The following is a 15,119-nucleotide window of genomic DNA, read 5'->3' on the forward strand; positions in this document are numbered from 1 at the left end:
TGTATAAATCCGTGTTAATCTGTGGCTAAAAAAATTTGGGCCCGGCCCGACTCGAACGGGCAACCAACGGATTATGAGTCCGCTGCTCTGCCATTGAGCTACGGGCCCCGTTAGAAGCTATCTCGTAGCTTCTAACGGGGCGGGCCCTACTATCTCGCTTTAGCGGAATAACGGGGTAAATTCAATCTGCTTTCTTTAACCAAATAACAAAAAATAATCAAGGAAATGAGATATTAGTGCTGGTTTGAGTGCAATGAATTAGCGGCACTTATCCTGTACAAAACACAAGGGTTAGTGCCATTTAAGAGCAACGCTTTCCGCAGAAACAAAAGCACAAAAACAGGAATAACCTTGCTTATTCAGTTTCTTCGCCGACCACATTATCTAATCCCAGTGATTTTATCTTATTAGCCAGCGTGTTGCGGTGAATACCCAGGAGTTCGGCCGCCTCCTGGCGGCAGTTCTTGGTCTTTATCAATATATTCTTGATATATTCCTGCTCAAACCGGTCCAGGGCCTTTTCCAGATTGAGATGTTTGTCATCCATCAATTCCAGAACCGATTTGGCATTAAGCACTTCCAGAGGTAGTTCGTCAACCGAGATTTCGGGATTCTGGCTGATGACCAGCAGGCGCTGGATGACGTTTTCCAGTTCGCGGATATTGCCCGGCCAGTAATAATCCTTGAGGTATTCCATGACTTCCAGACTGATTTTATCTATCCGGCGATGGAACTGCTTATTGTAAATATCCAGGAAGTGCTGGACTAATAGAGGGATATCTTCGCGCCTTTGGCGCAGAGGAGGAACGACCACGGGCACGACGTTTACCCGGTAATAAAGGTCTTCTCGGAACTGACCTTTTTTTATCATCTCCTTGAGGTCGACGTTGGTGGCAGCGATAATCCGGACATCGACCGGCAGGGGCCGCATGGCGCCGACCCGCTCAATGACCCGTTCCTGGAGTACCCGGAGCAGTTTGCCCTGGAGCTCGATCGGCAACGCACTTAATTCATCCAGAAAGATGGTTCCGCGATGGGCGATTTCGAATTTACCCAACCGGCGGGACGCGGCGCTGGTGAATGAGCCTTTTTCGTGGCCGAACAGTTCACTTTCAATCAAGTCTTTGGGTATAGCCACGCAGTTGACGGCCACAAAGGGTCCTTCCCGTCGGTCGCTGGCGTTATGGATGGCGTTGGCCACCAGTTCCTTGCCCGTGCCGCTTTCGCCGATAATCAGCGCCGTGGCGTCGTTGTTGGCCAGTTTGTCGATGAGGCTTAAAACATCACGCATCGCCTGGCTCTGGCCGATGAGCACCTTGGGCCGGTCGGCTTCCTGCATCCGCCGGTAACGGACCTCGTTGAGCAGCTGCATCCGCTCGATAGCATTTTTGACCACGATGAACATCTGGTCTACATCAAACGGTTTTATCAGGTAGTCGAAGGCGCCGAGCTTCATGGCCTCGACGCCGCTGGCCGCCGAATTGTCGGCCGTGAGCATGACCACTTCAATGGCCGGGTTGAATTCTTTCACCTTTTTCAAAACTTCAGTGCCCCTTATGTCAGGCAAGCCGATGTCCAAAATCACCAGTTGGATATTAAACTTATTCAGAGCCTCCATGGTTTCTTTGCCGTTGGCGGCTGAAACAAACTGATACGAACCATCGAAAACTATTTTTAGGCTGCTGATAACGCTGGCGTCATCATCCACGGCCAGGATACAGGGTAAATGACTGGTCATTTTTTAACTCCTTAGCGGTAACTTAATAATAAAAGTAGCCCCCTGATTTTCCTTACTGGTGACTTCAATGATGCCCTGATGCTGTTCGATAATTTCCTTGCAGATGGCCAATCCCAGCCCCAGACCGGAAGCCTTAGATGTATGAAATGGCTCGAAGACATTAGCCAGCTGGGTTTGATTCATTCCGCAGCCGCTATCAGCGAAACTCATTTTCACCATCTCCGACCAGCCCGACTGGACGGACGGACACATTTTAATATCGATATTGAAATTGCCGCCTTTGGGCATGGCGTCCAGCGCATTCTGTATCAGGTTAATGACCACCTGCTTGATTTTGTCAACATCAAGCATGGTCGCAACATTATCCGGTTCACAATAGATATTCACGACCACATTCTGCTGGGATATTTTTTCGCTGAATAGATCAAGACAGCTCTGGACCAATGGCCGGAGGCCGTAGCTGGCCAGGTTGAGCTTGTGTTCTCCCGAAAAGTTGGTCATGGTCGTAAGCATTTTTTCCAGCCGGGCCATTTCCTGGGGCACGGTCTGCTGAAACTGTTCAATGAACTTCTCGTCCTGATAACGCCTGGGCAATAGTTGGATGAACGTCTTCAGGGCCACCAGCGGATGACGCAGCTCATGGGCAATCTTGGACGTGGCGATGCCGATATTGGAAAGCTTTTCCACCCGCCGGGCCTTCTTGAGTTTCTGGATCATCAGGTTAAATGAGTTGAGCAGCTGGCCAACCTCGTCGTGGCGCGGTGATTCTATGAACTGGTCAAGGTCTCCGGCGGCAACACTGCCGGTAACGACAATCAATTTCTTTATCGGACGAACAATCCAGTTGGCAATCACCAAGCTGAGTAAGGCCGCGCAGAGTATGGCGCCGACAATTATAATAATCGCATTTTGCTGCATAGCTATTGAAAAGGCATAGGCCTCATTGACCGGCTGGCGGATAATCAGTCCCCAGCCAAAGGGATTGACCGAAGCGTAAGCGCTCAGCCATCGTTTGACGGTATCTTTATAGTTCGGCTGCCTGTGAAGTTGCAACCGACTATACCCGGCAGTACTTTCACAAACTGCCGGAGTATCCGAGCTTTCCTCAAGACTGCCGCTTGCTCCTTGGAGTACCGACTGGACCGCCTTGGAATTCTTAAGGTTTTCTCCTTGATAAACGCGTTTTTCCTCATTATGCACCAGAGTATAGCCCTGATCGTCAACCAGGAAAGCCTGGCCGCCGCCCAGTTTTATCTCATCTATTATTTTCCAGATACCACTTAGTTTGACCTCGGCCATAAGCATGCCGGATAAATTATTCAGCCTCTTTAGCGGAACGCCTAAAGTAATGTAGGGAAAATGTTCAGGCGAGAAATAGACCTTTGACACGGCCGTTTTGGACCCAGCCATGATATCCCGATAAACGGCGCTGGCTAAATAGTTATTGGCGGTTTTATCCAGATCCGAAGAAACGGTTTCCATGCCAGCGCCATCGACAATGACCACCCGCTCAAACCAGGCCGGATAATCGGTAATCATCCGGTAAAGCATGACCCGCTGGGTATCCTTATCACTCATAGCGACGGATTCCATAATCTCCGCAGTATTTACCAGGATAGCTTGCGGTTTCTCGACGTAGTCACTCAAGTGCCGGGCCGTCCGTCGGGTCAGCGCTTCGTAATCCCTTAATACCGAATTGGTGACTGCCTGCCGGCTGGAATTGATCAATAAATATCCCAATAGAATCAAGGCAATGGTTAAAATGAAGGCAAAGACTAATCCGATTTGCTGCCAGATTTTCCCGGGTACCAATGACAGTAATAATCGCTTGAATGCCACTTAAAAAGCCCTTTCGCCGTCGCCTGCACGGCAATATTAATTAAGTGGCATTAGCCTACAATTCAGTTTTGTTCCTGTCAATGATAACAAAACTTATAGCCGGCTGTTATCAGGCAAAAGTGCCGTCAAACTGCCAGAGTACAACGCATAACTACCGCCTACAAGGCGCCGCGTTCGTAATCCATTTTGAGCAGTTGCGGGAATATCCGCTTGTAGTAATCTATTTCGCAGGCCGGTTTGGAATAGTCGGAATGCTTCAATTGGGCCATCAACCGGCACCCGCCGCCGCACATGGGCATATAAACGCACTCGGAACAGCTCTTCCAGGGCTTGAGCTCGTTGAATTCCTCCAGCCGTTGGTTGGGTTTGGCCTGACGAACGTTGCCTATGGAGAACTGCGGACGGCCCACGAAACCCTCGCACTTATAGATATCGCCGTGCGGGTCTATGACCACGGTTGAATCGTCCTGGGTCATCGGGCAGGTGGTCACCACCGCCGCCGAGTCAACCTTGTATCCGCGGGCGATAGTCTCCTTTTGCAGTTTCAACGCTTCTTCGGACAAATCACTGGACAACGAATGACAGCCGACCATCTCAACCGACAAATTGGCATCGTTATTATCGCCCATACGGGCCACCACCGGCGCGAACAACACCCGCTGTATCTTCCCGGCCCAGCCTTTGGCGTCCATAAAATCCAGCAGCTTCCGGAAACTGTCCAGGTTATCACGGTCGAAGTTGCCGCCGATTTCCACGCCAACCTTGTCGATAATCGAATCAATCTTGGCCACGATGGAATCAAACGAGCCGCGCCCGTTGATGAACGGCCGACGCCGATCGTGATGTTCCCGGTCGCCGTCCAGCGTCACCCGCAGGCTGGTCAAACCGTAGCCGGTCAAGCGTTCTATCAGGTCCTTATCAATCAGCGAACCGTTGGTTATCATCCCGAAACTGAACCTCAGGCACTGCTCCCTGGCCCAGGCATTAAGCACACCGGCGATGTGGAGAATCGCCTTTGGGTTCATCAGCGGCTCGCCGCCGTAAAACATCAGGCGCACGTCCCGGACGCGTTTCTCGATTGCCTTGTTCTTAATCCAGTCAATCACGCCCTGCATGGTCTCGCCATCCAACGATTTGGCCTGCTTTACCCGCTCTTCAAAGCAGTAAAAACAGGCAAAGTTACATTTGTAGGTGGTCAGTATCGTAGCGGACAGCGGCTTGGTCCGGGTCTTCATCTCGCTGAACCATTCCTCCAGCAGGCGCGTCTCATCGACCCGGTAATCGAGGATAATCCCCGATTCCTTGAGCAGGTTGACGCATTCACCCTCTTCGTCGGATAAACCGGAAACCAATATCCGGCGGGTATTGGTCGAAACAGTCCGGTCGATAAAATCCTTGACCTGGCGGTTGATGGCCATGACCGCCTGGGTTCGGGTATTATAAACCAGGTATTCACCCGGCTCCGGGTAGTTCTCGTAAAATAACGTGAATCTGGATAATTTATACATATAAATCCATTCCATCTCTTACGGACTGTTAGACTTTAGTCGTTACAGTCCGTTAGACCCCGCCGCCATGCCAAAGGCAGGCCCGCCTCAGGCAGAAATGGCGGGGCTATTTCTTGTATGAACGCCCAAATAGCTTATATGGACGTCCAGATAACTTACCCTAAGGGGGTCTTTGGATTATAGACCAAAGACCCCCATTATAACTATTTATTATCTCAATCCGCCAAAAGTACAAGGAGCGCAACAAACCGTCTTGGTTGTTTTTTCCTGACCCTTTCTAATAACGACTATCTTCATCCTGGCTCACCCCCTTTCCTAAGTTATAGGAATTTATGCGGCCTTGTCCTCCCGCTCAGGCGGGACGGGACTGGCTGCGGCCTTGTGGTGATCAGCCAAAAGGCCTCTCTGGTGAACCGTGCACGGATATCTGATTAACTAATTATTCTCTGGTTCGATTGACCAATCCTTCATATAGTAAAATGGCATCTCCGGTGAATTAAAAAGAGCATCCGTATTCTGGATATGCGCGCTAACCGCGGATAATATCGGCGGATGATATAAAAATGTCGCGGGTTGCTCTGCGTAGATTATCTTGTGGATATCCCGGTATATCCTCTTCTGCTCGTTGATATCAGGGGTATTGATGCCCAAATCGAACAACCGGTCCACCTCAGGGTTATCGTATCGCCAGGCCCGGTGTTCTTTATTCATCTTGCGGGAATGCCACAGGTTTGCCGCGTCTAAAGGCTCAACAACCAAACCAAATGTCCATAAGAATACGCCGGCATCGTTAATCAATCCTCTTTGGGCTTCTTCATCCTTTGTGCGGGAATCCATGGTTATTATATCAAGCCTGATACCTATCCTGTACAGATACTGATACACCAGCCTTGCTATCAACTGGGTATCTTTTAAGATTGTATCACAAATCATGGTAAACCTGAACTCCTGGCCATCCTTCTCCATCACCCCTTTGGCATTAAGCCTCCAGCCGGCCTCATTTAACAACTCTATGGCCCGGCCGGGATTATATTCAAACGGCCTGACCTCGGGGGCATTGGCCCAGGAACCGGGCATAAACGGTCCTGCGGACTTGATTCCATAACCACCCTCCACCTTTTGGATAACCTCGTCTATGTCTATGCTATGGGTGATTGCCTGCCGCACCCGCTTGTCCTTAAAAACAGGATGTCCGGGATTATATTCCAATACGTAATTAAAATTATTCGGCGTTATGTATGTCCGAAACTCCTTGTCGCGCTTGGCCACCTCGAAATTATCCCTGGAAAGATAAAGAATCAGGTCAATCTCGTTGCGCATAAACGCGTTCCAGCACTGGCCGGTGGTCTCATAACCGCTGGCAATAATCCGGTCTAAATACGGCCGGCCTTCGTAATAATCAGGGTTGGCCTCCAATATGACCTTGCCCCTATTAGTCCCGAAAGCATTCGGGACGGGCTGGCCGTCACTGGTCCGTTCCACAAACCTGAACGGCCCGGTACCGATTGGCTTGTTATTAAACTTGGATGTCTTAAGCCGGGCGCCGGTATCTGATTTCAGCAGGTGTTCGGGGATTATGGTGGTGGTCCGCAGGTAGTAATCGGTCGCCACCGGCTCTTTCAGGTCTATCCTCAAGGTATACCTGTCCAGTGCCCGGCAATCCTTGATGGCCGTATAATTACGCCGCCAGGGAGAATCAGTTTCGGGGTCAGTCAGCAAATTGAATGTAAACACCGCATCCTGGGCGGTCAGTTCCACTCCGTCGTGGAACCGCACCCCCTTGCGCAGGTGGAACGTATAGGCCAGCTTGTCGGCTGAAACCTCCCAGGACTCGGCCAGGTCGGGTTCATACATCATATCTTTATTGACTCTTTCCATACTGTTGAATATCAAACTCAGCAAAGGCGCCGAGATTGTCCCTTCCGTAAGTATCGGGTTGATGATGGAGGGTTTGCCGGCGTGGCCGCCGATTCTGAGCGTCCCGCCATATTTACCGTCACGGGTCGGCTGCTTTCGGCAGTCAACCCCGCCCAGCACCACCAGGCCCAACATTACAAAGAGCAACCCTTTCAACAACAGGTTCCGTTTCATTTTATTAATCATATTATGTGCAATTCTTATGCCAAACCAACTGAAATCCCGTAAACAACCGCTGATAAACCCGCCGTCCAAACCGGGCCATCGCCCTGAAAGCGTGATAATAACAAGGGAAATGGCCGGGAAAGAAACTGTCAGGCGAGGCAATATTTCTCATCTGCTACCTTGTTTCTGGACGGTTACCTTGACCGCGCCAGAGTGATTATGCACAATTTCTTGTGCACGATGCACAAATTCCTGTGCATGATGCACAATTTCCTGTGCACGATGCACAATTTTCTGTGCACAATGCACATTTTCCTGTGCATGAAGAGAAGATATCGCGGGAGTAACCATCAAGAGCTGCCTTTTCCCTATACTCCAGCAGTTGGAGCAAAGCGACTTATCCCTAGACCCTGAGGGGTCTTGGGACAAGAACCCTCACGGGCTGCCGGGTATAGTCGGCTGTTCTCCCGAGGCGCATCCGCCTCTGGCGGACAACTTCTCCCGCTGCGGCGGGATAACGTGGCAGTACGTCGTTGCACTCCTACTGCCACTAACAGACAGCCGCACTAGAATCCGTAATTCAATCCGGCTTCCAACTGCCGGCCGGGCATCGGCAGGAATTCGTCGTTCCAGTATTTGCGGTTGAAGATGTTAAGCAAATAGGCGTAGGCCGATAACTTCGGCCCCTTGGCTTCATTCGCCTTATCCAGGCTGTAATTGACGCGCATATCCCAGATGAACTTGCGGTCGCTGGGGTTCAAAAGCGCTCGCTCGTTCCAAAAACGGTAGTTGCCTTTGAGCCCGGCGTTGAGGTTATCATTGTATTTATAATTGACGCCCATATTATAAGTCACCTTGGCCACGCCGTTGCCCTGAATAATCTGGCCGGTGTCGCGATCCTGAACCCGGTTAAACGACCAGCCCGCCTGCGCCTGCAGCCCTTTGGTAAAATCATACCTCGTCTCCGCCTCGACACCCTGTCGTCGCACCCGGCTGATATTATCCATCATCATGGCCACCGGGTCATAAGCCAGGTAATCGCTCACCTCGGCCCGGTAAAGCGCCAGCTTGAACCATAAATTATTCAACGGCCTGGTCTCGGCGCTGAACTCATACACCGCCGGCGCGCGCTCGGCCTTGATATCCGGATTGGGCAGAACAAAAGGATTATTGGCAATGTATTTGTATATCAACGGCGGCGCGTTGAACGCCCGGGCCACCGACAATCGCAAATCGGTCTGCTTGAACGGCGTATGCCAGATAACCCCGGCGGACGGGCTCAACTGGTCGCCATAGGCTTCGTTGTCGTCATACCTCAGGCCCAGGTTAACATCAACCCGGTCCAGCGGACTGAGGCTATAATTAACGTAATATCCCTGCCGCTGGATTTGCTCTTTTCCAACCATCATGTCGGATTCCAGTTTATCCCGGCCCAGGTCCGCGCCGACCAGCACGGTCTGGCCTTTGGCCGGATTCAACCGGTACTGCAGGTCCAGCCCGGAAAATACGTCGCGGGTGGCGTTTTTGCTGAGCTGGGTATCGCCCGGCACGGCATAATCTATAATCCGGCCGGCGTGGTCCGAGAACTTCAGCGCCGCGCTGAACTCGCTGTTCGGGTCCGGCGCCAGGCCGAAGCGAACCGAGCCGTATTTAAGTATGTGCCGCAGCTTTTCGCCGTAGCCCATCAGGTCGAATTCATAGCCGCCCACATCGGAATTATAATACTGGAAATTAGCCTCAAGGTTGGAAACGTTCGAGGTCTCGTAAGACAGCTTGAACCCACCCTTCTGGCTGAGCACGGCGCTGTTGGTCCGGAACTCGTTATTGCTATCCAGATACCCGGCCCAGACCAGGTAACCCAATTTATCCATCCGGCCGGACACCTGGGCGTCCTGTTTCCAGAACCCGTAATCGCCCCAGCCGCCGCCGGAGGTAAAATCTGTTTTTACCAATTGGTTGGTCTGGGGCTTTTTGAGAATGACATTAATCACCCCGCCCAGCGACGAACCCCAAACCGACGAGGTCGTGCCCTTGATGATTTCGATGCGCTCCACGTTCTCGATGGGTATCAGCGACGGGTCGGCAAAGGCCATGCCCTGCGAGTTTATCAGCACTCCATCAACCATGATTCTGACGTGCCGCGGGTCGCAACCCTGGATGGTGACGCTGGTCGGCTGTCCGGACGGTCCGCGCCCCTGCAGGTCGACTCCGTTGACCAGGTTGAGCGCGCCGGCCAGGTCGTTCACCGGCATATATGACAGCTGTTCAGAGCTGATGACCGTAACGTTGCCGGTGACTTCGGAATATTGCTGGGGCGTGCGCCGGGCCGTAACCACTACTTCTTCGCTTGACTTGACCGGCTCCGCCGCCCATACTGCCGGCCAGGATATGCTTAACACCACCGTCACTATGAACAGAAATCTATACATATGGGTATCCTATATAGCTGTTAACCCGATTTAGTCAAGAATTTATTAAAACTGTCATATTTATATGACTGAACCCCAACCCGGTTCATGCACAAGAAATTGTGCACGTGCACAAGAAATTGTGCATGGAAGCCCTCCCGACCCGTCCCGGCGCCTAACCCGTCCGGAGCCGAGCCAATAATTCCCGCCTTATAACCCGATAATTCATATACAATTATATAAAACATCACTCAAAACTACTCAAAATTACTCAAATAACCGCTTTTAGGCACAAAATTTGCACATATTATACCTAATGGCCAACAAATTCATAAGGAGTTTAAAGATATGATTACAGTCAGCGATACGTTAGAACGGTTATTGAGCATCAAAGAGGTGGCCGATTTCCTGGGCCTGCACCAACGCACCGTCTACACCCTGGCCAACGAAGGACGGATACCCGGATTCAAACTGGGCGGCGCCTGGCGCTTTGACCTGCGGACCATCAAGAACTGGGTAAACCGGGAAATGACGCGCAACTGCCATCGCCCATCCGCCTGACAGATACTTTTATTATGCGTCTTATGCTTTTCGCAGAGAGGAACCGTCGATGATTACAGAAACCAGCACCTCAAATCCCCTGCTTCGCACCCGGAAAAATGTCGTGGTCGTGATGCGCCTGATTGTCTTCACGGTCATCTACCTGATTGCCTTCCAGGAACACAACCCAAAAAACCTCAGTTGGTTCATCTGGTTCATTATGGGCATATTCCTGGTCTCCGAAGTGGTTTATATGTTCGAGCACAAGACCCATTTCTTCATCCAGCGCATCCTGGGCTGGATATTCCTGTTTGACGCCGTCCTGATAACCATGCTCATCTACCTGCTTTCCGTCAAAACCATCGAGCTTTACATCGCCTACTTCGCGGTCATCGCCATCGCCACCATGTCCAAAAGCGTGGCCACCTCGTTCGTGGTGGCCATCCTGGTCAGCGCCTTTTACCTGTTCATGCCCATGTACGAAGGCAAATTAGTCTTTACCGAATTCATCACCCGGCCGCTCTTCTTCTTCTCGGTCTCGATGTTCAGCGGTTACCTTTCCGAGGAAATCTACCGCCAGCAGAAAAAGAAAGTCGAGTTCGAAAACCGGTTCAACCTGCTGGAAAACCAACTGCGCCAGGCCCAGAAAATGGAGGTCTTCGGCCAGCTGGCCGGCGGCATCGCCCACGATTTCAACAACTGCATCGGCGTCATCCTGGGCAGTTCCGAGCTGGCCCTGGAAGACACCCAGCACGACCACAAGGCCTTTGAACCGTTAAAGATTATCCACCGCCAGGCCGAACACGGGCGCAACCTCATCCGCCGTCTGTTATCGATCGGGCGCCAGCAACAACTCCACCCCAAAAGTATCAACCTTAACGAACTGGTTGCCGAGACCAACAAATATATGGTCCGGCTGCTGCCCGAAAATATCAATCTCAAGATAGCGCCAGCCGCCAATCTCCGGCCCGCCCAGGCCGACCCGACCGCCATAGAACAGATACTGATGAACCTTTACCTCAACGCCCGCGACGCTATGGCCAAAGGCGGCGACCTGACCGTCACCACCTCCAACATCTTCGTCGACCAGGACTTCGCGGCCCATCATCCGCCCCTAAAAACCGGACACTACGTCATACTCCAGGTCAGCGACACCGGACAAGGCATGGACGAAAAAGTCCGGCGCCACCTTTTCGAGCCGTTCTTCACCACCAAGCCCGACGGCAAAGGCACCGGCCTGGGACTGGTCGTGGTTTATAACCTGGTTATCCAGCACCAGGGCTATATCGATGTCCAGAGCACTCCGGCACCGGACAAACCAACCGCCGACAGCCCGGCATCGGGAACGACCTTCCGGATTTACCTGCCCATCTCGCTGGAATCGGCCCAGCCCGCAATTGCCGCCAAACCAGAATCCTTCAAGGGCGGAACGGAAACCATCCTGCTGGCCGACGACGACGCCGCACTGTCCGAACTGCTGGCCACCATACTCAAAACCACCGGCTACACCGTCCTCTCCGTTCCGGACGGCGACCAGGCCTTGACCATATTCGATGCCAACAAAGACAAAATCAGCCTGGCCGTGCTCGACATCGGCCTGCCCAAAAAAGACGGCATCGAGGTGTTCAAGACCATCCGCCGGATCAACCCCGAGGTCAAGGTCCTCTTCACCAGCGGCTACCTCGAGGGCGGCATCCAGTCCGATTACATCAAACAACAGGAACTCGATTTCATCCAAAAACCGTTCAGCATCACCAGCCTGAAATCCAAAATCAGGACGATACTGGACCTAAAACCGATAGCCATTGATGATAAAAACAGCAGTACTGAAAAGATGCTTCAGGATAAAGAGGTAGGAGTATGATAGCCAGCGTAGAATGGCACAAAACCGCCGGGACAAAATGGCACCGGCTTTTCGACCTGGACCTAGGCAACGGCCAGGTCAGCGACCGGCCCGGCGTCTATCTCATCTGGCACGGCAGCGCGCCCTGGGTTAACATACTCAAGGTCGGACACGGCGCGCTCCGTCCGGCGCTGGCTTCCTGCCTCCATGACGCCAAACTGCTCGATGGCCGGCCGGCCAACCAGGTTTACGTCACCTGGGCTGAAACTCCGCCGGACAACTGCGCCGGCGCCGCCAAATACCTGGCTGAAACGCTCGGCCTGGCCCTGGACACCGAACCGCTTGACGCCCGGCCGGTCCAGGTCAACCTGCCCTGCTGAAAGGAATTTTATGATTGCTTACAGAGAATTCACCCGGGCCGAACTGGAACGAATCGTCGACGACTACTACCTGATAGCCACCGGCTACTGCCCCCATTGCCGCGTCAACGCCGTCATCGTGCCGTCCTCAAACGACCGGCTGCCCCGCTCCTTTGGCGTGCACTGCCCCATCTGCCTGCGCAACGGCGTCCTGGTCGACAACAAATACCACAAAAAATTCCGCTGGAACAAAGACCACAAAGACCTGATAACCAGCTCCTATCTGGAAAACAAACAGGCCCGCTGTCCGGTAGACAGCGCCCTGCTGGATATCAAAATCTGGCCCGCCCGGCAACGCCAATCGCCCCGATTGGAAGGCTCCTGCCCCCGGTGCGGCAACAAATGTGAGGAACGACTATGAAATACCTGAAAAAACTGCCGGCCGGTTCGCGCACCTACGTCTTCGAAATCAAGACCTCGGTCAAGGACACGCCCTATATGATTATCCGCAAAAACCGCTTCAGCGGACCGGATTCATCCATTATGGTATTCCGGGAGCACCTTAACGACTTCCTCCAAGAGCTCGGCCAGGTGATCGAGCAGATGCCCGCCTCGAAACGGGCCGTCCGGCTCAGCCGGGCCATACTCCGGCGACGGCAAAAGGCCGCTATCGCCGCGGTCGAGGCTGAAATGAACCACCCGGCCCAGATGTCAATGGCCGGATCGGCTAAAACCGGCTAAATTTGAACTTAGAGAGGGATAAAAAAATGCCATCACAACTGCTGAGGATGAAATTCCAAACCGCGCCCAAGTTCTCGCGCTACATCTACAAGATGATGACCGAATTCCTCCAGACCGTCCTGCTCAACGAATCCAGGCCGCCCCTGCCGGCGGCTGACGGAACGCCCGCGCCGGTCAAGCCCAAAACCCCGGCCGAAACCGGCCGGCGCCAGGCCTACAACCAGTTTATGGTAGCCCTGGGCGAGGCCGTGGACAACGCCGTTATGCACGGCAACAAACTCAACGCCGACAAATACATAGACGTCGAATGCGAAGTGGCCCCGGACCGGATAACCTGCCACGTCCAGGACCAAGGCGACGGCTTCAACCCCAAACGGTTTATGGACGCCCCGCTCCAGGACTTCGACCACCCGGCCCTGATGAAAAAGGTGGCCAAATACGGCACGCCCGGCTCGATGGGCATAGGTATGATGCGCAAATGCCTCAACGAGGTAAAGTTCGGCACCAATGACAACGGCGGCACCAGATTGACGATGGTGAAGCATCTATGAAGAGTAGGTAGTATGTAGTAGGCAGTATGTAGGCGGAAAAATCCGTTAAATCCGCTGAATCCCTGCCTGCAGCAGGCAGGCGCGCACCGAATAGTCCGGCCCAGGCCGGAAGAGGAGGATTTATGCGTCGAACTGTTACACGAGTAATTGACGGCGGCACGTTCCTCGTCAGCCATAAACTATGGGATACCAATAGAGTCCGCTTGGTCGGCGTGCACACACCCAAAAAGCATCAGCTTGGCGGGTCGCAGGCAACAAACAAACTCAAAGGGCTCATCGGCGGCAAGCAAGTAACCATCATCCCGATAGGCATAGACTCCAACCTGGTTATAGCGGCTGTCAAATGTAACAAAGCGCTGATAAACAAGAAAATGAAGCACGAATCACCGCATTAAAGCGGGAAGAAAGGAGGCTAAGGTTATTATATCAATGCGGGCCTGGACAAAGAAACTATATTAACAACAAACAACAAAGGAGAAGGAACAATGAGATTTTTATTTGTAATCATGCTGATAGCTTTATTGGGTGTAATTGGATGCGACTATTTTCAAGTAAAAGATACAGAAGGAATCGATCTCCTGCTTAAAAATAGAGAACTATCCAAATTATGCAGAGCAGAGGTAGATAAAAAATTCCCCGGCGAGAATAAAGAAGCATTAAAAAAATTATATACTGAAGCTCTTATTGCGAATAATGGTTGGATAGACAAAATTAAGCTTGCCGTAACTACAACAGGCGTGCTGGATGCAAGTATACAAGGTTACGAGGAGTTTGGAGCGCAATCAACGAGTCAGGCATTTCTTGATGCCGCAGATAAAACCTTAAACCCGCGAATTAAGAGCATCGACCCTTTAATAATAATAGCTCTTGGGGAAGCAGCCATTAAAGGTATCACAGAAATAGTAAAGTACTTCAGTGAGCAAAACGCAAAAGAATTTGAAAAGGCCAAGGCAGATACCAATAAGGAATTAGAAAAGAATAAATGGGAAAAGTGGAAATAAAATCCGTTTAATCCGCTTATAGTTCGGCAGTTTGAACGTAGCGAATTACCTGCCGACTATACTGGGCTGATAACAGCCCAAGTACTGAAAGTATTTTTTCTGTTTTCGAGCTTTCGTGGTAAATCCGTGTACTAAAACAGTATTAACAGTGACTTAAGGAGACTTGTAAAAGACTTTGAGAGTATCAACAAGGGGCTTCTAGAATAATTTTCAGTGATTTCAGAGGCCTCAGCGGTTTAATTATAATCCGGGCTAAATATTTGACAATGTTTAAGAAACGGCTATACTGCACATATAAAACTTGGCGAAAGGAAAGTTGTGGCGGCCTTAGTAACTCTATAATTCTATAACTCAATAACTCTGTAACTGGCAAGGTGTCTGTTCTGTACGTCTTCAGCGCAAGTGATAGTTTTAAGGGGTTAAAACTAAGTTGCATTTCCGACTCCTGAAAATCTTCTACTATTTACTTTCTTTCTACGATTTAACGTTTCGTTTTTAACACCTTGCCT

General features: G+C 51.6%; 14 protein-coding genes and 1 tRNA gene. 9 read left to right on the forward strand and 6 right to left on the reverse strand.

Annotated elements, in window-relative coordinates; genetic code table 11:
• Positions 1 to 36: 36 nt before the first annotated feature.
• From WC980_01935 to WC980_01955, 5 genes are all read right to left on the reverse strand, one after another.
• Positions 37 to 108: transfer RNA gene (locus WC980_01935), tRNA-Ile, on the reverse strand.
• 247 nt (positions 109 to 355) lie between these two features.
• On the reverse strand, positions 356 to 1,738 hold the full coding sequence (locus WC980_01940) for a sigma-54 dependent transcriptional regulator (GenBank protein ID MFA5793821.1): 1,383 nt from the start codon (positions 1,736 to 1,738) through the stop codon (positions 356 to 358).
• A 3-nt stretch (positions 1,739 to 1,741) separates the two neighbouring features.
• Complete coding sequence (locus WC980_01945) at positions 1,742 to 3,577, reverse strand: sensor histidine kinase (protein ID MFA5793822.1); 1,836 nt, start codon at positions 3,575 to 3,577, stop codon at positions 1,742 to 1,744.
• A gap of 158 nt (positions 3,578 to 3,735) precedes the next feature.
• Positions 3,736 to 5,085 (reverse strand): SPASM domain-containing protein, encoded by a 1,350-nt coding sequence (locus tag WC980_01950; protein ID MFA5793823.1) that lies wholly within the window; start codon positions 5,083 to 5,085, stop codon positions 3,736 to 3,738.
• Between the two features lie 435 nt (positions 5,086 to 5,520).
• The gene (locus tag WC980_01955) at positions 5,521 to 7,176 is read right to left on the reverse strand and encodes an ABC transporter substrate-binding protein (protein ID MFA5793824.1); all 1,656 of its coding nucleotides are present in this window, start codon (positions 7,174 to 7,176) and stop codon (positions 5,521 to 5,523) included.
• Positions 7,177 to 7,204: 28 nt separating this feature from the next.
• Here WC980_01955 and WC980_01960 point away from each other — a divergent pair, with 28 nt between their 5' ends.
• A complete protein-coding gene (locus tag WC980_01960) occupies positions 7,205 to 7,384 on the forward strand; it encodes a hypothetical protein (protein ID MFA5793825.1) in 180 nt (59 codons plus the stop codon).
• 349 nt (positions 7,385 to 7,733) lie between these two features.
• On the opposite strand, the gene WC980_01965 is transcribed toward WC980_01960, so the two are convergent.
• Positions 7,734 to 9,596: a TonB-dependent receptor gene (locus tag WC980_01965; protein MFA5793826.1), complete on the reverse strand. Its 1,863-nt coding sequence runs from the start codon at positions 9,594 to 9,596 to the stop codon at positions 7,734 to 7,736.
• A 327-nt stretch (positions 9,597 to 9,923) separates the two neighbouring features.
• Here WC980_01965 and WC980_01970 point away from each other — a divergent pair, with 327 nt between their 5' ends.
• The 8 genes from WC980_01970 (at position 9,924) to WC980_02005 (ending at position 14,610) form a co-directional block, all read left to right on the forward strand.
• Positions 9,924 to 10,136, forward strand: coding sequence for a helix-turn-helix domain-containing protein (locus WC980_01970; protein ID MFA5793827.1), 213 nt, complete (start codon positions 9,924 to 9,926; stop codon positions 10,134 to 10,136).
• Between the two features lie 49 nt (positions 10,137 to 10,185).
• Positions 10,186 to 11,979, forward strand: coding sequence for an ATP-binding protein (locus WC980_01975; protein MFA5793828.1), 1,794 nt, complete (start codon positions 10,186 to 10,188; stop codon positions 11,977 to 11,979).
• Complete coding sequence (locus WC980_01980; GenBank protein MFA5793829.1) at positions 11,976 to 12,338, forward strand: hypothetical protein; 363 nt, start codon at positions 11,976 to 11,978, stop codon at positions 12,336 to 12,338. The genes WC980_01975 and WC980_01980 overlap by 4 nt, the downstream gene beginning before the upstream one ends.
• Positions 12,339 to 12,348: 10 nt before the next feature.
• Complete coding sequence (locus WC980_01985; GenBank protein ID MFA5793830.1) at positions 12,349 to 12,738, forward strand: hypothetical protein; 390 nt, start codon at positions 12,349 to 12,351, stop codon at positions 12,736 to 12,738.
• Positions 12,735 to 13,058 carry a hypothetical protein gene (locus WC980_01990; protein ID MFA5793831.1) on the forward strand — a complete coding sequence of 108 codons (324 nt, stop codon included), beginning with the start codon at positions 12,735 to 12,737 and terminating at the stop codon, positions 13,056 to 13,058. The genes WC980_01985 and WC980_01990 overlap by 4 nt, the downstream gene beginning before the upstream one ends.
• Before the next feature lie 26 nt (positions 13,059 to 13,084).
• Positions 13,085 to 13,609, forward strand: coding sequence for an ATP-binding protein (locus tag WC980_01995; GenBank protein MFA5793832.1), 525 nt, complete (start codon positions 13,085 to 13,087; stop codon positions 13,607 to 13,609).
• Between the two features lie 122 nt (positions 13,610 to 13,731).
• Positions 13,732 to 14,004 (forward strand): hypothetical protein, encoded by a 273-nt coding sequence (locus WC980_02000; protein MFA5793833.1) that lies wholly within the window; start codon positions 13,732 to 13,734, stop codon positions 14,002 to 14,004.
• Positions 14,005 to 14,094: 90 nt separating this feature from the next.
• On the forward strand, positions 14,095 to 14,610 hold the full coding sequence (locus WC980_02005) for a hypothetical protein (protein MFA5793834.1): 516 nt from the start codon (positions 14,095 to 14,097) through the stop codon (positions 14,608 to 14,610).
• Positions 14,611 to 15,119: the final 509 nt, after the last annotated feature.

This window comes from Candidatus Brocadiia bacterium, assembly GCA_041658285.1.
Lineage (GTDB): Bacteria > Planctomycetota > MHYJ01 > JACQXL01 > JACQXL01 > JBBAAP01.

Coding starts and splice junctions, on each gene's coding strand:
- WC980_01955 (MFA5793824.1), bottom strand. CDS start 7,176: ATGAAACGGAACCTGTTGTTGAAAGGGTTGCTCTTTGTAATGTTGGGC.
- WC980_01970 (MFA5793827.1), top strand. CDS start 9,924: ATGATTACAGTCAGCGATACGTTAGAACGGTTATTGAGCATCAAAGAG.
- WC980_01975 (MFA5793828.1), top strand. CDS start 10,186: ATGATTACAGAAACCAGCACCTCAAATCCCCTGCTTCGCACCCGGAAA.
- WC980_01940 (MFA5793821.1), bottom strand. CDS start 1,738: ATGACCAGTCATTTACCCTGTATCCTGGCCGTGGATGATGACGCCAGC.
- WC980_01985 (MFA5793830.1), top strand. CDS start 12,349: ATGATTGCTTACAGAGAATTCACCCGGGCCGAACTGGAACGAATCGTC.
- WC980_01965 (MFA5793826.1), bottom strand. CDS start 9,596: ATGTATAGATTTCTGTTCATAGTGACGGTGGTGTTAAGCATATCCTGG.
- WC980_02000 (MFA5793833.1), top strand. CDS start 13,732: ATGCGTCGAACTGTTACACGAGTAATTGACGGCGGCACGTTCCTCGTC.
- WC980_01950 (MFA5793823.1), bottom strand. CDS start 5,085: ATGTATAAATTATCCAGATTCACGTTATTTTACGAGAACTACCCGGAG.
- WC980_01960 (MFA5793825.1), top strand. CDS start 7,205: ATGCCAAACCAACTGAAATCCCGTAAACAACCGCTGATAAACCCGCCG.
- WC980_01980 (MFA5793829.1), top strand. CDS start 11,976: ATGATAGCCAGCGTAGAATGGCACAAAACCGCCGGGACAAAATGGCAC.
- WC980_02005 (MFA5793834.1), top strand. CDS start 14,095: ATGAGATTTTTATTTGTAATCATGCTGATAGCTTTATTGGGTGTAATT.
- WC980_01995 (MFA5793832.1), top strand. CDS start 13,085: ATGCCATCACAACTGCTGAGGATGAAATTCCAAACCGCGCCCAAGTTC.
- WC980_01990 (MFA5793831.1), top strand. CDS start 12,735: ATGAAATACCTGAAAAAACTGCCGGCCGGTTCGCGCACCTACGTCTTC.